32 protein-coding genes are annotated in these 19,715 nt (G+C 45.9%); 14 read left to right on the top strand and 18 right to left on the bottom strand.

Annotated features, from left to right (window positions below):
* Positions 1-72 precede the first annotated feature (72 nt).
* Entirely contained in the window at positions 73-1,389 is a 1,317-nt protein-coding gene (locus Q0N89_RS01710; RefSeq protein ID WP_294033091.1) for an AarF/ABC1/UbiB kinase family protein, read from the top strand.
* 111 nt (positions 1,390-1,500) lie between these two features.
* Entirely contained in the window at positions 1,501-1,956 is a 456-nt protein-coding gene (locus Q0N89_RS01705; protein ID WP_294033090.1) for a hypothetical protein, read from the top strand.
* Between the two features lie 142 nt (positions 1,957-2,098).
* Here the strand turns inward: Q0N89_RS01705 and Q0N89_RS01700 are convergent, their stop codons facing one another.
* Together Q0N89_RS01700 and Q0N89_RS01695 are read right to left on the bottom strand one after the other, a co-directional pair.
* Positions 2,099-3,490, bottom strand: coding sequence for a DUF3482 domain-containing protein (locus tag Q0N89_RS01700; protein ID WP_294033089.1), 1,392 nt, complete (start codon positions 3,488-3,490; stop codon positions 2,099-2,101).
* Positions 3,491-3,643: 153 nt separating this feature from the next.
* On the bottom strand, positions 3,644-3,853 hold the full coding sequence (locus tag Q0N89_RS01695) for a hypothetical protein (RefSeq protein ID WP_294033088.1): 210 nt from the start codon (positions 3,851-3,853) through the stop codon (positions 3,644-3,646).
* Positions 3,854-3,906: 53 nt separating this feature from the next.
* On the opposite strand from Q0N89_RS01695, the gene Q0N89_RS01690 reads away from it, so the two are divergent.
* Both Q0N89_RS01690 and Q0N89_RS01685 read left to right on the top strand, forming a co-directional pair.
* Entirely contained in the window at positions 3,907-4,209 is a 303-nt protein-coding gene (locus Q0N89_RS01690; protein ID WP_294033087.1) for a hypothetical protein, read from the top strand.
* Complete coding sequence (locus Q0N89_RS01685; protein ID WP_294033086.1) at positions 4,209-4,721, top strand: phage major tail tube protein; 513 nt, start codon at positions 4,209-4,211, stop codon at positions 4,719-4,721. The genes Q0N89_RS01690 and Q0N89_RS01685 overlap by 1 nt, the downstream gene beginning before the upstream one ends.
* 51 nt (positions 4,722-4,772) lie before the next feature.
* Here the strand turns inward: Q0N89_RS01685 and Q0N89_RS01680 are convergent, their stop codons facing one another.
* From Q0N89_RS01680 to Q0N89_RS01670, 3 genes are read right to left on the bottom strand one after another with little or no spacing between them, the layout of a single operon-like run.
* Positions 4,773-5,222, bottom strand: a complete 450-nt coding sequence (locus Q0N89_RS01680; protein WP_294033085.1) for a DUF2335 domain-containing protein — start codon at positions 5,220-5,222, stop codon at positions 4,773-4,775.
* Positions 5,203-5,451: a hypothetical protein gene (locus tag Q0N89_RS01675; protein WP_294033084.1), complete on the bottom strand. Its 249-nt coding sequence runs from the start codon at positions 5,449-5,451 to the stop codon at positions 5,203-5,205. The genes Q0N89_RS01680 and Q0N89_RS01675 overlap by 20 nt, the downstream gene beginning before the upstream one ends.
* 53 nt (positions 5,452-5,504) lie before the next feature.
* Positions 5,505-5,720, bottom strand: a complete 216-nt coding sequence (locus Q0N89_RS01670) for a hypothetical protein (protein WP_277809461.1) — start codon at positions 5,718-5,720, stop codon at positions 5,505-5,507.
* Positions 5,721-5,917: 197 nt separating this feature from the next.
* Here Q0N89_RS01670 and Q0N89_RS01665 point away from each other — a divergent pair, with 197 nt between their 5' ends.
* Together Q0N89_RS01665 and Q0N89_RS01660 are read left to right on the top strand one after the other, a co-directional pair.
* Entirely contained in the window at positions 5,918-6,220 is a 303-nt protein-coding gene (locus tag Q0N89_RS01665) for a phage tail assembly protein (RefSeq protein WP_294033083.1), read from the top strand.
* Positions 6,144-6,374 carry a GpE family phage tail protein gene (locus Q0N89_RS01660; RefSeq protein WP_294033082.1) on the top strand — a complete coding sequence of 77 codons (231 nt, stop codon included), beginning with the start codon at positions 6,144-6,146 and terminating at the stop codon, positions 6,372-6,374. Before Q0N89_RS01665 ends, Q0N89_RS01660 begins: the two co-directional genes overlap by 77 nt.
* Positions 6,375-6,384: 10 nt before the next feature.
* Here the strand turns inward: Q0N89_RS01660 and Q0N89_RS01655 are convergent, their stop codons facing one another.
* From Q0N89_RS01655 to Q0N89_RS01645, 3 genes are read right to left on the bottom strand one after another with little or no spacing between them, the layout of a single operon-like run.
* Entirely contained in the window at positions 6,385-6,555 is a 171-nt protein-coding gene (locus Q0N89_RS01655; RefSeq protein ID WP_294033081.1) for a hypothetical protein, read from the bottom strand.
* A 58-nt stretch (positions 6,556-6,613) separates the two neighbouring features.
* The gene (locus Q0N89_RS01650; protein WP_294033080.1) at positions 6,614-6,868 is read right to left on the bottom strand and encodes a hypothetical protein; all 255 of its coding nucleotides are present in this window, start codon (positions 6,866-6,868) and stop codon (positions 6,614-6,616) included.
* A 6-nt stretch (positions 6,869-6,874) separates the two neighbouring features.
* The gene (locus Q0N89_RS01645; RefSeq protein ID WP_294033079.1) at positions 6,875-7,093 is read right to left on the bottom strand and encodes a hypothetical protein; all 219 of its coding nucleotides are present in this window, start codon (positions 7,091-7,093) and stop codon (positions 6,875-6,877) included.
* 48 nt (positions 7,094-7,141) lie between these two features.
* On the opposite strand from Q0N89_RS01645, the gene Q0N89_RS01640 reads away from it, so the two are divergent.
* Positions 7,142-7,435 carry a hypothetical protein gene (locus Q0N89_RS01640; RefSeq protein ID WP_294033078.1) on the top strand — a complete coding sequence of 98 codons (294 nt, stop codon included), beginning with the start codon at positions 7,142-7,144 and terminating at the stop codon, positions 7,433-7,435.
* Complete coding sequence (locus Q0N89_RS01635) at positions 7,428-7,718, top strand: hypothetical protein (protein ID WP_294033077.1); 291 nt, start codon at positions 7,428-7,430, stop codon at positions 7,716-7,718. Before Q0N89_RS01640 ends, Q0N89_RS01635 begins: the two co-directional genes overlap by 8 nt.
* On the opposite strand, the gene Q0N89_RS01630 is transcribed toward Q0N89_RS01635, so the two are convergent.
* The 10 genes from Q0N89_RS01630 to Q0N89_RS01585 form a co-directional block, all read right to left on the bottom strand.
* Positions 7,715-7,915 carry a hypothetical protein gene (locus Q0N89_RS01630; protein ID WP_294033076.1) on the bottom strand — a complete coding sequence of 67 codons (201 nt, stop codon included), beginning with the start codon at positions 7,913-7,915 and terminating at the stop codon, positions 7,715-7,717. The two genes, Q0N89_RS01635 and Q0N89_RS01630, sit on opposite strands and share 4 nt — an antisense overlap.
* Before the next feature lie 338 nt (positions 7,916-8,253).
* A complete protein-coding gene (locus Q0N89_RS01625) occupies positions 8,254-8,577 on the bottom strand; it encodes a helix-turn-helix domain-containing protein (RefSeq protein ID WP_294033075.1) in 324 nt (107 codons plus the stop codon).
* On the bottom strand, positions 8,574-8,801 hold the full coding sequence (locus Q0N89_RS01620) for a DNA-binding protein (protein WP_294033074.1): 228 nt from the start codon (positions 8,799-8,801) through the stop codon (positions 8,574-8,576). The genes Q0N89_RS01625 and Q0N89_RS01620 overlap by 4 nt, the downstream gene beginning before the upstream one ends.
* 247 nt (positions 8,802-9,048) lie before the next feature.
* Positions 9,049-9,462, bottom strand: coding sequence for a type II toxin-antitoxin system HicB family antitoxin (locus Q0N89_RS01615; protein ID WP_294033073.1), 414 nt, complete (start codon positions 9,460-9,462; stop codon positions 9,049-9,051).
* 32 nt (positions 9,463-9,494) lie between these two features.
* Positions 9,495-9,644, bottom strand: a complete 150-nt coding sequence (locus Q0N89_RS01610) for a hypothetical protein (protein ID WP_294033072.1) — start codon at positions 9,642-9,644, stop codon at positions 9,495-9,497.
* A 4-nt stretch (positions 9,645-9,648) separates the two neighbouring features.
* On the bottom strand, positions 9,649-9,852 hold the full coding sequence (locus Q0N89_RS01605; protein WP_294033071.1) for a hypothetical protein: 204 nt from the start codon (positions 9,850-9,852) through the stop codon (positions 9,649-9,651).
* Positions 9,849-10,067 carry a putative toxin-antitoxin system toxin component, PIN family gene (locus Q0N89_RS01600; RefSeq protein ID WP_294033070.1) on the bottom strand — a complete coding sequence of 73 codons (219 nt, stop codon included), beginning with the start codon at positions 10,065-10,067 and terminating at the stop codon, positions 9,849-9,851. Before Q0N89_RS01600 ends, Q0N89_RS01605 begins: the two co-directional genes overlap by 4 nt.
* A gap of 130 nt (positions 10,068-10,197) precedes the next feature.
* On the bottom strand, positions 10,198-10,680 hold the full coding sequence (locus Q0N89_RS01595) for an acyl-CoA thioesterase (protein WP_294033069.1): 483 nt from the start codon (positions 10,678-10,680) through the stop codon (positions 10,198-10,200).
* A 156-nt stretch (positions 10,681-10,836) separates the two neighbouring features.
* Positions 10,837-12,321 (bottom strand): pitrilysin family protein, encoded by a 1,485-nt coding sequence (locus Q0N89_RS01590; RefSeq protein WP_294033068.1) that lies wholly within the window; start codon positions 12,319-12,321, stop codon positions 10,837-10,839.
* Positions 12,322-12,387: 66 nt separating this feature from the next.
* Complete coding sequence (locus tag Q0N89_RS01585) at positions 12,388-13,785, bottom strand: pitrilysin family protein (RefSeq protein WP_294033067.1); 1,398 nt, start codon at positions 13,783-13,785, stop codon at positions 12,388-12,390.
* A gap of 541 nt (positions 13,786-14,326) precedes the next feature.
* On the opposite strand from Q0N89_RS01585, the gene Q0N89_RS01580 reads away from it, so the two are divergent.
* The 6 genes from Q0N89_RS01580 to Q0N89_RS01555 all read left to right on the top strand — a co-directional run bounded on the left by Q0N89_RS01580 (position 14,327) and on the right by Q0N89_RS01555 (position 19,713).
* Positions 14,327-16,438, top strand: coding sequence for a PhoX family phosphatase (locus Q0N89_RS01580; RefSeq protein ID WP_294033066.1), 2,112 nt, complete (start codon positions 14,327-14,329; stop codon positions 16,436-16,438).
* A 186-nt stretch (positions 16,439-16,624) separates the two neighbouring features.
* A complete protein-coding gene (gene ftsY / locus Q0N89_RS01575; protein ID WP_211271255.1) occupies positions 16,625-17,566 on the top strand; it encodes a signal recognition particle-docking protein FtsY in 942 nt (313 codons plus the stop codon).
* Entirely contained in the window at positions 17,566-17,889 is a 324-nt protein-coding gene (locus tag Q0N89_RS01570) for a hypothetical protein (RefSeq protein ID WP_294033065.1), read from the top strand. The genes ftsY and Q0N89_RS01570 overlap by 1 nt, the downstream gene beginning before the upstream one ends.
* Complete coding sequence (locus Q0N89_RS01565) at positions 17,882-18,037, top strand: hypothetical protein (protein WP_294033064.1); 156 nt, start codon at positions 17,882-17,884, stop codon at positions 18,035-18,037. Before Q0N89_RS01570 ends, Q0N89_RS01565 begins: the two co-directional genes overlap by 8 nt.
* Before the next feature lie 16 nt (positions 18,038-18,053).
* Positions 18,054-18,593: a methylated-DNA--[protein]-cysteine S-methyltransferase gene (locus Q0N89_RS01560; RefSeq protein ID WP_294033063.1), complete on the top strand. Its 540-nt coding sequence runs from the start codon at positions 18,054-18,056 to the stop codon at positions 18,591-18,593.
* Positions 18,594-18,678: 85 nt separating this feature from the next.
* Positions 18,679-19,713, top strand: coding sequence for a quinone-dependent dihydroorotate dehydrogenase (locus Q0N89_RS01555; protein WP_294033062.1), 1,035 nt, complete (start codon positions 18,679-18,681; stop codon positions 19,711-19,713).
* Positions 19,714-19,715: the final 2 nt, after the last annotated feature.

Raw genomic sequence — 19,715 nt, 5'->3', positions numbered from 1 at the left:
GGATTTGCCATCACATCAGAGATTAGCCAAGCTAATGTTATATTATTATGAATTAAATATTAAGTGAAAATAATGCCAAAAAATCCATTTTCCCTAGCCAAAAAAGGTCTGCATCAAGGCGTGCAGGTGCTTAGCCGTATCCAAAAAACCGCCAGCGTTGCAGGCCTATCTGCCCTAAGAGTCGCAAAAGGCGACAAGATGGATGCGCATCTATTGCGTGAAGCTTTTGAGCAGATGGGCGTGACTTATATCAAGCTTGGGCAATTTATCGCCAGTACGCCATCGATTTTTCCCCGTGAGTATGTGCTGGCGTTTCAGGGCTGTCTGGATCAGACGACGCCTGTACCATTTGCCAAGATACGCTCGGTGCTGATCGAAGAGCTTGAGACTGATGGTCGTGGCTTGGGCGATATTTTTTCGTACATTGACCCTGTGCCATTGGCATCGGCAAGTATCGCACAGGTGCATAAGGCAGTGCTGACCGATGGACGACAAGTGGCGCTCAAGGTGCAAAAACCCGATGTCGGCACGGTAATGCATACGGATCTAAGCGTACTGCACAGTGTGTTTTGGACGCTTGAAAAAGTCGTGCCAAACCTAAAAGCCGCCAATCTTGCCCCCATTGTCGATGAGATACGCACTCGGATGCTGGCGGAGACGGATTTTATCGCCGAAAGTCGCCATATTGAGCAGTTTTTGGCACATCTAAAACAAGTCGGCAATACCAAAGTCACCGCACCGACCGTACATCATGAGATTAGCACCAAGCGAGTGCTGGTCATGGATCTGTTGATGGGCAAATCACTCATTGATGACAGTCTAATTTGGGATGGTACAGCGGGGCGAGACAGTAAGCAAATCATGAGTGATGTGCTTGATACTTGGTTCTTATCTTTGATGATGACGGGTGAATTTCATGCTGATTTGCATGCAGGCAATCTGATGCTACTCAATGATGGGCGTATTGCATTTTTGGATTTTGGCTTGATGGGGCGGATACAGCCAAGCAGTTTGCAGGCGTGTTTTAGCTTGGTGCAGAGCCTGCAAATCAGTGACTATCGGGGGATGGCACAAGCGATGGTGAATATCGGCATGACGCACAGCAGTGATAAGATGGATATTGATTGCCTAGCAGAAGATCTGCGTAAGATGCTTGGTAAGGTCGTCCCAAACCAAGCCCAAAACTCGCAAGCAAATGCCAATAACGACAGTCTAAACGCCATGATGCTTGAGATGGTGGAGATTGGCAAAAGGCACGGCATCCATTTCCCAAGAGATTTTGCGCTACTTGTCAAGCAGCTGCTGTACTTTGATCGCTTTATGGTGACGCTTGCCCCTGATATGGAGCTGTTTGAAGGTGAGCGGTTGGATTTGGTGAAGTTGAATTAATTAATCCTTTTTTCAATTATCAAATCTCAAGAATACCGAGCTATATGTGCTAATCTACATCAGCCCCAAAATCTACACATAAAATCAAAAACACATCAACAGGAAATTAATATGCTAACAGAAGATCAAATTATCTATCAAAAAATTGGTGAATTACTATGGTCTATTATGCCATTTGAAGCAATAAAAATAGTTTTTTCGGCTCAGCTTTACAAAAATAAAACTCAAGCTGGTTCTCGCTGGTTTGATAAAAACAATATAAAGTATAGCTTTTACCAAGGGTGGGATAACCCTGTTCAACATATTGACAATGAAATTATTGATTTATTATTAAATCTACAAAAACTCCCCCTATTTCATAAAGATCCCTGGACTCAATGTCAAGTAACGCTTGATGAAAAAGGTGGGTTTAAAATTAAATTTGCTTACATTCCTGAAGAAGACTCTTGGAATGGTTTATATATGCGTGGAATCAGTGACTTAACCGAATCTGAACTCGATGATCCATATTATATCCCCAAAGAAATATGGCAAGAGCGAGTGAGATTGAAAAAACAAACATCATAGATGCTAGAGATTGTGGCTTTGATAGACAAAAGGCGCAAAAAGAGATTGATTTACAAAGGGAGGTTGGCTTTGCTTTTGGACAAAATGCATCTCAGGCAGTGGCTGAGATATCATCCCAATCCATCAACCATCCCTTAAGAACCTATGCCAACACTTCCAAATGCCCAATCAGCACATCTGCCACTTGATCGGCAAGCTCGGCTCGAAGCGTCGCCTTATCATGATAAGCTTCGGTCAGACTGCAATAATGCGGATGTGTGCGTGCTTTTTTGATAGCGAATGGCACTTTGTCCGTCTGCCACGGTAGCTGATTGCCATCAGTGCGTATCGCATCTAGGCTGGCGTGCCCACGATGGCGCAGATGGTGATGCAGGGTCTGCGCACGAGCGGCAAGCAGGGTGATGGTCGCATAATCGATGGTTAAGGTCTGTACGCCCATCGCCTTATCCTTGATTGCGCCACTATTTGGCAAAATGCCACCGAGCACACCACCAATCGCCGTACCTAGCCCAAGACTTGCCCCAAGCGTCGCCACATCAATCCCTGCGCCAATCAGCATACCTGCCATGCCACCGCCTGCGGTGCGGATACCATAGTGGCTCAGTAGCTCGCTATCAAAGATGTCTTGGGTTGCCCCTGTGATGGCAAGCGTATCGCTTGAGACATTCGCATGATAAAAGCGATACAGTGCAAGTAGCTGTCCATGTAGGATGCTCTCGCCTTGTCGCACGGCATTTTGCATCCGAGACAGTGTCGGCGTAGGGTCGTCGTCTTGATCAATTTTTTGGCTAAAGGCAGCGATATTGATGAGAAAATCACCAATCATCTGACTGCCTGTTTCCATCATCTCATGCCATGCGTCTTGGCGTTCAGTTTTGAGCGTTTGGATATTGGTATCGTGATTGGATAGGGTTTCAAGATTGTCCCACAGCTGCATTTCATTCTCAAAATCAAACGCCACCGTATCAAAACTACAAGCGATATGCAGCGCACGGCGAGACAGCATCTCGCGCCAAAGCGGCATATTATCCTGCCCTTGATGAATAAAATTAAACACCGGTAAAATTGGCGTGCCCGAACTTGCCAAAATCGCAAGCTCATCTTTGTATTTGGACAATACGGGCTCACGCGCATCGATGACATAGATGGCGATGTCGGCATCCAGCAGGCTTTTGATGACTTTGGCTTCTTGGCTAAAATCATCCGTCAGCCGAGCATCACCACCATCCACCGCCTGCAAAAACCCTGCCAACCGCTCCACACCATCAGCGCGCCCATCGGTATGATCTTGGATAAAATCCATCACGCCTGTGGCATCTTCAAGCCCTGGAGTGTCATGTAGAGTAACCAGTGGCGAGCCGTTTTGCGCCAAAATCTGCACAGCGGCGACATGGCGCGTGGTCGCTGATGCGTTTTTGACTTCACCAAATTGGCTATCTCTAAGCAGTGTACGCAGTAGCGATGTCTTGCCGACATTGGTATGCCCAATCACTGAAATGGTGGTTAGATGGTTGATTTTGTTGGTATTAATCATTGATATTTTTCTTTATTTTAAAATTATGTACACAATTATGTACACAGAATGATGAGATGATATGTTTTTGAATGATGTGATTTGTTGCATTATAGTCTTTTGTTGGACGAAAAAAAAGCCCAGTGATGGGCTTTTATTTGGCGGTGTGTTTCCTTATGCCAAATACTCATTATGCTTGGTAAAGCGTTCGCTGATTGCCCAGCCCTTATGGCTGGTGGATGTACGATCAAACACTTTGCGATAGCCATGTTTGCGTAAAATCTCATCAACAAGATGGGTGTTATTCACCTTACCTTCGACTTCGCTTGCAGGGATGCGCCATTTACCAAGTAGGCTATGGGCTAGGGCGTGTGCTTTGGTCATACCGCTTGCTCCTTTTGGTTGTGGATATAGTCAGGCTCAAGCCAATAGATGGCGTGGCGTTTACCGCTTTTGGCGGTGACCATCTTTGTTTTGACTGGGATGCCTTCTTTTTTGAGATCGATGATGCACTGATTGACAGCCTAATCGAAGGCATCCGCACCTATCTTGGTACGCTCAAATCCATCGTCGGCTATTCGGTGAGCCTAGATTATGACTATGACTTGGTCGATGCCTTTAGTAAGGGACAAGTGCCAATCGTCTATGACTACACCCCAAAACTGCCTGCTGAACGCATCACCAACACAAGCGTGATGACGCGTAAATATCTCGTGAACTTGGCTAAAGGAGCGAACTGATGCAAGTTAATGTGATTTATAATGCCAATGTCTATATCAACGGCAACAATCTGTTGGGTCAAGCCCAAGAAATCAAGCTGCCTGAAGTGGAAATCAGCCAAGATGAGTACAAGGGTCTTGGTCTGGTCGGCACGATTAAACTGCCATCAGGCGTAGAAGCACTCGAAGGGGAAATCACTTGGAACAGCTTTTATGAAGATGCGTTTAAGATGGCGTATCATCCGTTCAAGGCGGTGCAAATCATGGTGCGTGCCGATATCCAAAAGCATGACGCACAAGGCTTGGCGGCAGAAGTGCCACTGGTGACCATTTTGACGGGTAATTTTAGCAAAAACCCACTGGGTAGCTATAAGCCTAAAGAGCGTGCTGAATTTGCCAGTACCTTTCAGGCGCATGAAGTGCGTCAGCTGATCGATGGTAAAGAAGTGCTGTATTTTAATGCCTTTAAGAACGAGTATCGTGTCAATGGCACAGATGCGCTGGCAAACTTCCGCCGAGTGGTTGGGGCGTAAAGTTGGCAAAATAAAAAGACAGACTTAAGCGGTCTGTCTTTTTTAGTGTGTTTATTGTGCTGATGGGGGATTTGGAGATTGTCTTAAAACATAAACGATTAAAATGCCAATGATTGCAGTAATGGCTGTGCCTGCAACAAAAGGGAAATTTAAGTACATGGCAACAATCGCTACCAGCATTAAACCAATAGCGACAATCAAACCAAACCATTGACCGCGGCGAAATAAAGCCAGTGAATTTTGATCGTATTGTATATGGGCGGAGTTTACTCGCTGAATTTCTGTCAGTTGTTGGTTTTGTAGAGCTTGACGGTGCTCCATCTCTTTTTGTGCCATATCCATGACTTGATGCACCAACTTTGAATCAATCTGATGCAGTTGTTGTAAAAACTCAGCAGGTGGATAGATGGAGTATTCTTCAACATGCTCAAACTGAGCTTGAACGCCGTGCTCATCCTGTTTGGCTTGTAGGCGTGTGCCTTTACGCTGTTTTTGGGTCATGATATGAAAGTTTGGCTAATAAAGATGCTTGAAAACTTGGGCTTTGAGCTTTGGCGGTACGCACGCTTGCAAGATGAATATCACCACCGACAGCCTGCCAGTCGTGTGCAAGGGATTGTTCAAGCGCATCGTCAAAGTGTGCCAATGTTTGATGTGTTGTTTTTGGAGCAGGCGGATTGCTTTGAATAAATAAAGCATTCAGCAAGCCCTGCCAAAATGTTTTATTCATAAAATCACCATGATTGCATAAAAATTGATATAAATTAAGACAGCTAGCACTAGTTAGCTCTTTTGATTGACTTTGATGGTGGCAAAAAAAGCGATTTGATCGGCAAGCTTTTGGCGAGCGTGTGGATTGCTGTAATCGACACGAGCAACACCATCTTTATCAATCATCAAAAAGCCGTTTTCGCTTTTGGCAGGATTGTTGCGGTCTTTGAACGCATGAAAGCGGTCGGTGACAAGCCATCGCCATAACGCCTTAAGGTGCTGCAACATAAAAACTCCGATTTTTTAAGCGACCTATGTGGTCATGGATACCTTTATGGTAGCGATTTGGCCAGTAAATGTCAATAGTCGTGCCAAACTGTCAATCTTTATTTTTAAACCACTTTAAAAGACGGTGAAACGCCAATCTATTTACAATATGACCATCACAAGTGTTTTTTTATCGTTATCCCAAATAGGAGTATGTTATGACCAATCCAACCCAAACCATCCAAGAACAGCTTGGCAGTCATATCAGTGTGACACTGGATCATCCAATCAAAAACGGCATGGGCGAAACCGTGAGCGTCATCAAGATGCGCCGTGCTCGTGTCGGTGATATGCGAGCGGTCGGCAGTCTAAAGAACGAAGTGGAGCAGGAGCTTGGCTTGTTTGCTCGTCTGACGGGTCTTGTGCCGGAAGACTTGGATTTGCTTGACTGGCAGGATTATCAAAAACTACAACGCTCTTTTCGCCAATTATCAGAACAAAAAGACCAAGACGGCGAGTGACAACTGGTACAATGAGCTACTGGATGCCATCGCTGACCTAGCGTGGTGGTATGGCTGGAGTAGTGATGAGATTGATATGCTTGATATCGATGACTTTGATCGATGGCTCAATCAATTATCCCGCCAAGCTAAGGCGGGATATGCTAGGGCTTAGGTGACTGGCATTAAGATGATTTGCCGGTAGTTAGCCTGTCTATGATGGGCTCAAAGATGGTTGTAATCAGCTCAAATAATGCCAAAGCCACATCCGATATGGCGGCAAGTAAGTAAATGACCGCTACTATTGCTCCAAGGATAAAAACAGCAGCAATCACCCATAGTAGAAAATCAATCATTGCTTAGTCCTGTTTTAGCCCTTTTAAGAGTATTTTAACCAATGGCAGATCATTTTTATCACTTTCTGGTGAAAATGCAATAAAACTCAGACAGTAGCATCATGACCAAATAACAGACAAATAAGGCAAGTACACAGACGATGATTAAAATCAAGCTCAAAGGAATGCCAAACAGCAGAGCGATCGTGAAATTAGCATCGGTAAAGAGCCATAAGCCCCCGACAGATAAAACAAAAATCGTCCATGCAAGCCAAGCAGAACCAGTGCTGGCATCAAGCAAGAAGTTAAAGATTTTCTCAAAGGTGTTCGGCATGATGGCCTACCAACGGCTATCGGGATAGCGGTGTTTGAGTTCGGCTTCAAGCTTGGGATCGATGGCTTCTTCATCGTTATCATCAAGGTTTACACCATACTTGGCGATGCTATACATCGTACCGATGGGCACAAAGATAAAGACAATCACAAGTTTGGTCAGCAATATGATAATGGGAGATAGGCACAGCAAAATAAAAAACCAGACGATGAAAGTGTCCGTCACTCGTATTCTCCTGTAACCAATTCAAAGCATTATAAGGTATTTTAACCAATGGCAGCGGAATTTTCAATCTCTTTAGTGGTCTCAGCAGTCACAGGGGCTGCGGTTTCTGCATTATCCGAACTGGGCGGTACGGTCAAATCGCTATCAAAGGCGGGTAATGTGCTACAAGCTGAACATGCGCGCCTTGGTCGAAGCATCGATACGGCGATGGGTAATGGCTCAAAAGGCGTGGGCAAGATGATTGGGCAATACTATCAGCTTGGCGATAGTGTCAAACGCATGAATATCAGCGTTGGCGATATTTTGCAGGCTTTAGCAAGGCATGGGAAGGCTTTTGGCTAAGATTGAAGGGTGGAAAGCCAAAGCGAGCGAGCTGTGGAATAGCTTTACCAGTCTATTCAAAGGCGGTGGTGATAAAGCGGTCGGCAATGCTGTCGGTGGTGCTGTGACTGTCAGCGCAAGCAGTGTCACGATCAATGCCCCATCCATCACGCTCAATGGTGATGTGAGCGTCACTGGCACAGTGGTCGCTGTAGGCGATGTTGTAGGGGCAGGCGTGAGCCTATCGACGCATACGCATGGTGGCGTGGAAAGTGGTGGCAAGCGGACAAGTGGGCCTGCTTAGCGGGTGAGCGTCTTGGCGTACTCAACCAATGCTGTCTTAATCGCTCCTGCTTTGGATGTGTCATGATGTGCCATGATGGTCTCAAGTGCCACCAAGACATCAGGCTCAGTGTGGCTGATGACCAAGGCGATATTGGCTAGTGCTTTGGTTCGGTAATTATTGGTGGCTTTTTGGTGTGCTTGGCTATAAGTGGTCATGTACTTCTCCTTGACTTTTTTTAAAAACTTAGTATGATAATAAATAAGGAGTGGCTAGGCGTTTCCACCTAACCTGCCTTGGGTGTCGTTACCACCTTTAGGCGTTTACTGTTAGTAAGCTGGGTAGCTTAGCAACAGCAGAGCGATGATTGCAAGCACTTTGAGAATGGCTTTCATCGTTTTACTCCTTGTTTGCGGTAAGGTTGAAGCCTTACTGCTCATCAGCACAGCATTGTGTTGATAGGATATATTATATACTAGTATATAATATCAGTCAAGTTTTGAGCATAAAAAAATCCCACTGTAGAAGTGGGATTTTTGTTTGTTGGCTGCGGCTATTAACTAACGGCGATTTCACCGATCAGCTCAGGGCGTCGGCTCAGTAGGTCAAGCAGTACACGCGCAGAACCACTAGGCTGTCTTTGTCCTTGCTCCCAAGATTTGAGCGTATTGACCGAAATGCCGATGGCACGGGCAAACTGGCTTTGGGATAGGTTTGCCTTTTGGCGGATTTGGGCGGCTGGTGTGGTGATACGCCCAAATTCTTTGTTCTTCAATTGGCTTAATGCGCTATGCAGGCTATCTTGGTGCATGGCAAGGTCTGGCTCATCAGCAATGATGGCTTGCATGACTTCATCAACATTGAAATTTGGCAGTGTCATAGCAACTCCTTGTGTTTGACCAACTGTTTCATTTGGCTGTTACTTAGGTCTTCTCGTTCGTTTTTTGGGTAGATGGCAACTGCAATAATCAAGCCATCATCCAGCATATTATAATAAATCACTCTCGCACCACCACGCTTGCCATGACCTTTTGCCGCATAACGAATTTTGCGCAAGCCTTTGGCATTGGGGATGACATCGCCTTTGGTGGGATTGTTCGCCAAATAGTCAAAGAACTCTAAGCGTTCATCATCTGACTAAATGTCGGCAACTTGTCGGATAAATTGGTCGGTCTCTGCAATGGTGTACATGGTGATTGCTCTTAATGGATACATAGTATTATAATGCAATGTATTATAAAAATCAATCTGCTATTTTTGGTTTGCGATAAAAATCCCACTGTAGAAGTGGGATTTTGTTTTTATTTCTTTTTCTTGGTTGGGCAACCTTGAAATTACTCTTTGATGGATATTATAAAGATAAATCCGCCATCGCCAACTGTGCCAAATAATTACTGCGACTCTTATAAAGCGACTTATGCGCAGATACTTTCTTATCAATCTTGATGATTAAATAGTTTGGCGGAGTGACATTAATTTCATGGCTTTTTACATCACATTTGGATAAATCAACATCAATCCATGCCCATATCATGCCATCAAATTGGCTGCTTTGGGTATGCGCTTCAAAATTGGTGGGTAGCGGTATTTCTTCACCATCTTCAACCAATCCGCTAAAATGCACATCAAGACACTCTAAAGCCATTTTGTGTGCATCGTTCAGCTCATCGCAGGCGGTGCTAAGGTTTAGCACATCTGGGAAAAAGATGCCGTGGGCGGTTTTGTCATCGCCCTTTAGGATCGCAATGGGATATAACGCAATCATACTCCTAGTTATCAAGGTATCTGCAAGGCTAATCACTTGGCCCTGCCTGTCTCATAATGCCATATCGCAGAGCTAAGATTGCATCCGCATAAGTATTTTTGTAGTGAGAGGTGTTTTAATGCCATCACACGCACGCAGGACGGGTGGCGAGTCAGCCCTGTGATGCTGGCGGTGATAGCCAAAGCGTTATTGTAATGCCTTATCAAGCAATGCCAAACCACGCTTAATATCGCCACGCTTGGCACGAATTTCAAAGCGAGTTTTGGCGTCAAATTCTGCCAAAGCAAGGCTTGCAAGCTCATCCATCAGGCGATTGACGCTGATGCCTTGGGCTAAAGATTTAAGACGGCTGTGTTTGTCATCACTTAGGCGCAGGGTAATGGTGCTCATGATAATTCCTCCAGTAGCTCGTTGCGCTCTGCCAGTGATAATTTGTCATCATAAAACAGCGACTCACGAGCCAACACATATTCATATTCTGCCAGCAATGTCACACTGACTAAAGGGGTGAATTTACCTTGTAGGCAAGCTGCTAATAGGCGATTGGCATGATATGAGTCCTTGCAAGCCTTGACAAGAAGATTGGTATCTAACACAATTTTCATACAATGATGAGATAGCACATACGCTATCACGAAGCACTATTAACCCAAAGTAGATTACAGTGGATGAATTATGGCAACGCCTAACAGTCGTATGGTCGCTGATGGTTTGTGTATTTTGGTAATACTTACCTTACCAGTCATGCTCTTGGAGTTCTAGTCGTAACTGCTTGCGCTTTTTCGCCATCTCAAAGCGCTGTTTTGCGGTGTTATCTAGCAGTTCAAGCGGTGGCACAGCTTTTGGTTTTCGCTGTTCGTCGACAGCGACCATACTAAAATAGCAACTGTTGGTATGGCGCACGGTGCGAGTTTGGATATTTTCAGCTTCGACACGGATGCCGACTTCCATCGATGTTGTCCCGACATAATTGACACGCGCCAAAAAAGTGACTAGCTCACCGACATAAATCGGCTCTTTAAAAATCACTTGATCCACTGACAAAGTCACCACATAGCTTGCCGAGTATCGACTGGCACACGCATACGCCACTTGGTCAAGTAGCTTTAAGATCGTGCCACCATGCACATTGCCCGAAAAATTCGCCATATCAGGTGTCATCAGTACGGTCATGGTCAAGTCAGTCGGTGCAATATTGACAGTACAAAAGTCGTTCATGCGATCATCCCTAATCTTAAATGATATTTTGTGCAGTGTTTATGAAAAGCTTAGTATAACACAGCATTATTATCAAAATATTGACTCATCAGTTAAGTAAATACGGCTTGACAATGTGCATCATGTCAAGCCGTGGGTTAATTGTCGGTATTGTGGTTATTTCTCAAACAACCCATTCAAATCAGGCTTGGATTTGCCCACGGTGATGATGATAAAGTCATCAGGGTGGATGGTGTCTTTGAGTGCTTGATTGACCGATGCGATGGTCGCACGATCTAGCCGATCTAGGCGTGTGGCAAGATGATCAGCAGGATAATTGCCAAATGCCAAACTGCCTGTCATCTTGTGGATGGAAGCATTGCTTGCAAAAATTTCAGGAAAGCTGTTTTTGTTGCCCAAGCGGACAAGCTCAAGCTCATCATGGGTGACACCATTGTTTAGAGTATCTTGAATAATAGCAACAGTATCAAAGATAGCATCACGCGCCTGCTCGCCATTGGTGGAGAAGCGGACAGCATAGCTACCCGCTGCTTGCATCCGCTCAATACCCCCATAGATGCCGTAGGTATAGCCTTTTTGTTCGCGGATGGTTTTCATCAGGCGTGCAGTAAAATCCGACCCTGCCAAGATTTCATTACCCAATGACAAATCGCTAAATCGCTGACGGCTCGCCATGTCGGTACGCTCGGCATCGGTCAGATGTCCGATGATGATTTGGGTTTGGCTGCTGTCATGGTCGATGTGGATGTGTCGTGGTGCAGGCTTGGCAGGCGTACTGATACTGCCTTGATAGGATTTGCCCGATGGTAGCTCGGCACTGATACGATTGGCAAGCGCTTTGGCATCATCTAGGCTTAGGTCGCCTGTGATGGTGATTTTGGCGTTATCTTTGGTGAGAAATTGATTTTTAAACGCCATCAAATCATCACGACGCAGTGCCTTGATACTCGCTTCATCGCCTGTGGCAGGATGCCCATAAGGGTGTCCGCCGTATAGGGCTTGTGTGTAGGCAAGCGATGCGACATACGCAGGATTTTGTTTTTGTTGTTTAACACTACTAATCAATCGGCTTTTGTTACGCTCAAGGATTTTATCATCAAATACAGGCTTTGTGAGTGCATCAATGAATAGGGTTGTGGCATCATGTAGTGTCTGTGCTTTGGATAGACTGCGTACAGACAGTGATAAGCCATCTTTTGAGACTCCACCACCGAGCTCAATGCCAAGCTGTTCTTTTTTGGCGATAAAGGCATCTTCATCGAGGGTGCTTGTGCCTTGGGTAAGCATGGTGGCGGTCATATTGGCGATGCCATCACCATCGGCGCGGATTTGGCTATCAAATGCCGACCCTGCATAAAAATCCACGCTGACATCGACAATGGGTAGCTGATGTAGTTCGGTAAATACCACAGCAACGCCATTATCCGTGCTAAATCTGTGCGTCGTCGGTACACGAAAATCGAGCTTGCCAAGCTGGTCAATGCTATCAATGATGCTGTCATCAGAAAGCTGTAGTATGGCACTACTCATCGCTGTGCTGTGATTTTGGTTGGCGATGGCAGGTGTGGCACTGATGATACTGATGGCAAGTGTCGCACCGATGGCTTGTGCTAATTTATTGTATTTATTTAATAATTTCATAATTTTCCCAAAAATTGATTAGCATAATTCTAAAACTTTGTTAAACAATCTCAATCGCTTATCATCTTAGTCCGATTTGGTCTGTGGCAGGACATACATGGTGGTCAGATTATCCTTAGTCAGATAATGCTTGCCGACTCGTTTGATGTCGTCTTTACTGATGGTAGCAAGCTTGGCAGGTAGGGTGTCTAGCGTATCAATCGGCAGATTTTGGCTAGCGAGCGAGCCGAGCGTGATGGCTTGATTGGCGACGCTATCATTACCAAAAATCAGCCCCGACAGCAGATTGGCTTGCCCACGAGCCAGCTCGCTGTCGCTGATTTGTCCTTGATAGATGGCCGTGATTTCATCTAGGATGGCTTGTTCGGCATCTTGTAGGCTGACCCCGTCTTTTGGGGTGGCGGTGATGACAAATAACTCATCGCCTTTGCCAATCATGCTATAGCTGATACCGACGCTATTTAATAAGTTTTTCTTACGAATGAGATTGCTTTCAAAGCGTGCCGACAACCCGCCGTCTGCCACATCCGAAAACAGCGACAGTGCATAAGCATCTTGTGCTGATTTGCCACTACCGAGCGTTGGCACATTAAAGCCCATAATCAAGCTTGGTACTTGTACGGATTGATGGCTCGTGGTTTGGGTATAACCACGATGGCTTGGCTGAGTGAGACTGACACGCTGTGGCAGGGCAGATGGGGTGAGCTTATCAAAATATTTATGCACCCATGGCATGGCGGCGGCAGGCTCGATATCACCGACCAGCACAAGCACGGCATTATTTGGCGCATACCACTTGTGATACCACGCCTGCAAATCGCTTGTCGTGATGCCATCAATGTCCGCCATACTGCCGATAATCGGGCGACCTTGTGGTACATCTGGCATAGCGGTTTTTAGAAATTCTTCATAAGCCTTTGCCAAAGGGTTGTCATCGGTACGCAGACGACGCTCTTCTTTGATGACTTCTTTTTCGGTGGCGACTTCGCTATCTTTTAGGATAAGATTTGCCATGCGGTTGGCTTCGATTTGTAGCGCAAGCGGAAACTGATTGGCAGGCAGGCTCTCATAATAAGCGGTGTAATCATTGCTGGTAAAGGCGTTGGTCGTACCACCAAAATGGCTGATGAGCCGTTGATAATCATCATGGCTGATGCCTTTGGCATCCTTGAACATCATATGTTCCAAAAAGTGCGAAATCCCCCCTTTGCCCACGGGCTCATCACTACTGCCGACATCATACCAAATCTGCGTCATGACAATCGGTGCTCTGGTGTCTTTTTTGATAATCACTCTTAAGCCATTATCCAAAGTCGTGCTAAAGACATCGCCTACTTCATGGGCGGTGCTTGTGGGCGTTTTGGCGGTGCTTTGGCTTGGTGTGTTTGGCGTTGCCTTGATACTTTGGCAAGCACTGATACTTAGCATACTTGCAATGATGAGTGGCAATTTGGCAAATTTCATGAGATTTCCTTATAATTTATTCTTAAAAAATCAAGTATAAAATAAAAATGAGTAGTACGCAATGCACACAATCAGAATGGCTTAATCAGCAACAAAAAATCGCCAATCATACAACTGGCGATTTGTGGCGGTGATATTAGCCGCCGACACCGACCATCACAGTGCCTGTTGGGCTGATGCCAAATCCTGCACCGACAGAACAAGCGGTTAGTGTGCTGATGATGGCGGTGGCGATTAATAATTTCATTAATTTCATCATAAAATCCTAATACAGTCGAATTGACCGTGCTTATTATAATGCAAATCGATGGCATAAGTAGCGGTTTTAAGATTTTTCTACAAAATGTTGCAGTTGGGTAAGATGACGCACGCAAAATCATGGGAGAAAGGTGTTTTTATGGGACTTTTGGTGCATGATTTGAATTTTTGATATGTATAAAATTTCATCAAACTGTCATCAAATCATCGCAAAACTGTCATGATGGCTTGCTACAATTTTTGCCATCAAAAACAGCCATTATCAAACAAAAGGATAACAGCCATGATGCATCCGCATGATTATATTGAAGATTCTAACCCAAGCGACAACCCAGCGTTTAGCGATATTCTGGACAAGGCGGTCTCTCGTCGCACCGTGCTCAAAGGCGGTGCAGGCTTGACGGCAGCAGCGATGTTCGGCTCATTGCCACTGCTTGGCAATACCGCTTTTGCCAAATCTGCCACCAATCTTGCTCGTCCAACCAGCCTAAAATTCAAAGCCGTACCGCATTATACTGGCAATGAGATGATGGTCGCCGAAGGCTATACTGCCAAAGCATTTTTGCACTTGGGTGAACCGCTGGTTGATGGTATTGATGCTTTTCGTGATGACCGCCAGCATTCGGGCGAGTCATTCATGTATCGCATGGGCGATAACCACGACGGGATGCACTTTTTTGGCATGACTAATGGTAAATACGACGCTAATCAGTCCAATCGTGGCCTACTTGCCATGAACCACGAATACACCAATGACAACCTACACCCAATGGGGATGTACACACAGGAGGATGCCAATGCCGCACCAATTTATCGCAAAAAACGCCTTGCTATGGATGTGCGTCGCGATGCTAACGCTCACGGCGTTTCTGTGGTGGAGCTAGTCCGCAAGGATAATGGTCAATTTGAATTGGTCAAAAATTCTCGCTTTAATAAACGCTACACAAGTAGCACGATGGTCAATGTCGCAGGTGTGGCAAGTGGCAATGAACAGCTACAAACCAAATACGATAAAAAGGGCAAGACCATTTGGGGGATTAACAACCAATGCGGCGCAGGGATGTCGCCTTGGGGGACTTATTTGACCACCGAAGAGAACTTTTTGAATGTCTTTGCTCGTGGTGAAGACAAAGCCATCATCGGCAGTCAAGCTGATATCGCACTGGCTCGCTATGGCCTAAAAGAAAACAGCACAGGCGGTGGCTATCTGTGGCATACTGCTGATGACAAAGACGGCGTGGTGGCAGATGAATTTAGCCGCTGGGACATCAGTGCTCGTGGCAAATCAGCGCATGATGACTACCGCAATGCGTTTAATGCCTTTGGTTATATCGTTGAGATTGACCCATTCAACCCACAAGCTAAAGCGGTCAAACGCACAAGCTTGGGTCGTTTTGCTCACGAAAACTGCGCCTTTGCGCCACCTGTCGCAGGTAAGCCTGTGGTATTTTATATGGGGGATGATGCCCGTGGTGAGTATATTTATAAATTCGTCTCAAAGGCGCTGTGGTCGCCAAAAGACATCGGCAAAGGCCTAAAAGCAGGCGATAAATACATGAACGAAGGCACGCTGTATGTGGCGGTGTTCAACGCCGATGGCACAGGCGAGTGGAAGCGTTTGGCGATGGATACGGTCAAGCATAAGGACTATAATTTTAAAGACCAAGCCGACATCGTCATCCATGCCCGCCTAGCCGCTGATGCGCTCGGTGCGACCAAGATGGATCGCCCTGAATGGGTGTCGGTGAGTCCGATCACAGGCGAAGTGTATGTCACCTTGACCAATAACTCAAAACGCAGCGTCGATGCCACCGATGCCGCCAATCCACGAAGCTATAATGACAAGGGCAATCAGCACGGGCATATCATCCGCTGGCACGAACAAAATGGTGATCATACCGCCACACGATTTAATTGGGATGTGTATTTGTTCGCTGCGCCAAATGACTTGACCACCCAAAACTTATCCAATCTGACTGCCGATAACGATCTATCATCACCTGATGGTCTGTACTTTGATCCACGCGGTGTGCTATGGATTCAGACCGATGACGGTGCCTATACCAAGACCACCAACTGTATGCTGCTCGCCGCCTTGCCAAATCGTGTCGGCGATGGCAAAATCGTCACTACAACCACCGGCAAAAATACCCCTGTGGGCATGATGGCAAGTGAAGATACGCTTAAGCGATTCTTTGTCGGGCCAAAGGGCTGTGAAGTGACTGGCATCACCATGACAGCAGATCTTAAGACGATGTTTATCAATATCCAGCATCCGGGTGAAGATCATCCCGATGTGGCATGGGGTGCGGTCGCAGGTGGCAAAATTCCACGCTCAGCGACGGTGATGATTACCAAAAATGACGGCGGTGTGATTTTGGGTGAGTCTTTTTAAGTGATATTTAAAAAAGTCATCATGTCAAGCCGTCATTTTAAGTCATCATTTAAGCTATCTTAAAATCAGCCAAAACAGCCAAACCAAAGCTCTGAAAAATTTCAGGGCTTTTTTGTTGGGTGAAATCTTTGGTAAACTGTGCTACAATCACGGCAATATTTTTAAAATTTATCAAAAAGGCGACTTATGAGCGAAAACGAACAAGGCGGCTGGTTTGCCCGTATGAAAGCAGGACTTGCCAAGTCTAGCAAAAATTTGTCCGAAGGCTTGGTGAATGTCTTGGTCGGTGGTAAAGAGATTGACGATGAGCTACTCGAAGAAGTCGAAGATCAGCTACTGGTCGCTGATATCGGCGTCAATGCCACCAATCGCATTATTAAGAATCTCACCGAGCAGACCGCTCGTGGCGATTTGATTTATTCGCATTCTTTGTATAAGGCGCTCAAGTCCGAATTGCACGACATTCTTGCGCCAAAGGTCAAGCCACTTGAGATTGACACCACCAAAAAACCGTATGTGATTTTGATGGTCGGTGTCAATGGCGTGGGCAAAACCACGACCATCGGCAAGCTTGCCAAACGCCTACAAAAAGAAGGCAAATCGGTGATGCTTGCTGCTGGCGATACATTCCGTGCGGCGGCGACCGAACAGCTACAGATTTGGGGTGAGCGTAACAACATCCCTGTGGTGGCACAAGGTCATGGCTCGGACAGTGCGTCGGTGATTTTTGATGCGATGCAGTCGGCTCGTGCTAAGGGTATTGATGTACTGATTGCTGACACCGCAGGTCGCCTACAAAATAAGACGCATCTGATGGCAGAGCTCGAAAAAGTCGTGCGTGTGATGAAAAAAGCTGACGAAACTGCCCCGCATGAGACGATGATTGTGCTTGATGCAGGCACCGGTCAAAACGCCATCAATCAAGTGCAGGTATTCTCTGAAGCGGTGAATTTGACCGGTATTAGTATCACCAAGCTTGACGGCACAGCCAAAGGCGGTGTGGTGTTTAATATCGCCCAAAATACCGACATCCCGATTCGCTTTATTGGTGTGGGCGAAGGCATTGATGATTTACAGCCCTTTGAGCCCAAAGAATTCGTGGATGCCTTGCTTGAAAAAGACGAATAATGACCCCAAAGGACAAAGTCGCACCCCGTATCATAGGCGTAAGCTTTGATGGTACGGGCTTTGTATTAGCATTGGCAAGTATGGCAGATGATGATGCCGTGCTTGCCTTTCGTCTTCGTAATCGGCAGTTTTTGGCGCCGTTTGAGCCGCTGCGGGATGATGGCTATTATACGCTAGATGGTGTCACTCGCCACTTGGCACAGCAGGCGCAGATGATGGCAGAGAGTCGCTCGGTGAATTGGCTGATTTGGGATAAGGATTGCCATCAAGTGATTGGAGTGATTAATTTTTCGAACATCATTCCGATGCCGTTTAATGCCTGATAATCACAAAAGCGCCAAAGTGCTAGCACGGCTTGGCTTTGTCAAAGAAGGCTACGCCAAAGCCTATCTACAAATCGCAGGGCGATGGCAGGACCATGTACTGACGGCACTGACGAATGATGCGGTGCTTGCCAAACCAACTCAATAAGTGAATAAGGATGATTATGCCTACCATCACCCACTACCAGCCACCATTTGAGCTACCTATCATCACGCTGATTGCCAAAGAGGGTAAGCTGATTGCGCTTGATTGGTTTACCCAAAAAAGCGAAAAACTGCTTGGCATGAGCACTGATGACTTTGAGTATCAAAAGATGGATGCGCTTGATAAACAGAGCGCCAATGGACAGGTGCTATACCAAGCCATTCAAGAGCTTGATGAGTATTTTGATGGCAAGCGTACACACTTTGATGTGGCATTGGATTTAAGCAGTGGTACAGCGTTTCAACAAAAGGTATGGCAAGCATTATTAAGTATTCCTTATGGGCAGACCATCAGTTATGCTAAGCTTGCCGAGCGGATAGGTAAGCCAACAGCGTTTCGTGCTTGCGCCAATGCCAATGGCAAAAATCCGATTAGTCTCATCATCCCGTGTCATCGAGTGATAGCCTCAGATGGTGGGCTTGGTGGCTATACAGGCGGTATTGGCATCAAAAAAGTGCTATTGGGACTTGAGTCAAAAACCTTAGACGATGCTAAGTGATAAATTTTGATAAGATGATGCTTAATTTTTCATAGTGTTGTGGTATAATTAGTAGTATTTTTTATTTTATCAAAAGGGTGTGTCTATGTCTTATGCGTTGCTTCGTCCAATTCTGTTCAGTATGGATCCAGAGCAGGCACACGAGACGACGCTAGAGCTGCTCGAAAAAGCCAAAGATTTGAATCTATTGGGCTTTGGGTATAGTAAGCAAGCCTTGCCAACTTCTTGCATGGGCGTACAGCTACTCAACCCTGTCGGCTTGGCAGCAGGCTTGGACAAAAATGGCGCCTATATCGACGCACTGTCTGAGCTTGGCTTTGGTTTTTTGGAGATTGGCACGGTCACACCGATGCCACAGGCAGGCAATGACAAGCCACGCCTATTTCGCCTAAAAGAACACGGCGCTATCATCAACCGCATGGGCTTTAATAATGATGGCGTTGATCAGATGATTGCCAATATTGAGCGTGCCAAATATAATGGCGTGCTTGGTATTAATATCGGCAAAAATGCCATTACCCCCGTCGAAAATGCGCTCGATGACTATATCTACTGTCTTGAGCGTGTTTATCCTTATGCCAGCTATATCACGGTTAATATCTCAAGTCCAAACACCAAAAATCTGCGTGACCTACAAAGTGCCGATGCGTTGGCGCATCTATTGGATGGTATCAAAAACTGTCAAATGCAGCTTGCTAATAGCTATGGCTTTTATGTGCCGATCGCCCTAAAGATCGCCCCAGATTTAGACCTTGAACAAGTTGATGCCATCGCCAAGACGGTGATTGATTTTGATATTGATGGCTTGATTGCGACCAATACCACGTTGTCACGCACAGGTGTCGAAGGGCATGCGCATGCTGATGAGACAGGTGGTTTGTCTGGTCGCCCTGTGAATCATCAAAGTACGCTGATTTTATCCGAATTTGCCAATCGCTTGGGTACGCAGGTAGATTTGATCGGTGTCGGTGGTATTGATGATGGGCAACTGGCGGTCAAAAAACTACAAGCTGGCGCAGTCGCTGTACAGTTGTATTCTGGGCTGATTTATAAAGGGCCATCGCTGATTGCTGACTGCATCCAAAGCATCGCAGGTCAATATCCTGTTGTGGCAAACTAAGC

This window comes from uncultured Moraxella sp., from assembly GCF_945873075.1.
Taxonomy (GTDB): domain Bacteria; phylum Pseudomonadota; class Gammaproteobacteria; order Pseudomonadales; family Moraxellaceae; genus Moraxella.
Note: the sequence above shows the minus strand (reverse complement) of the source record. Positions and strands in the feature narration are given on the sequence as shown.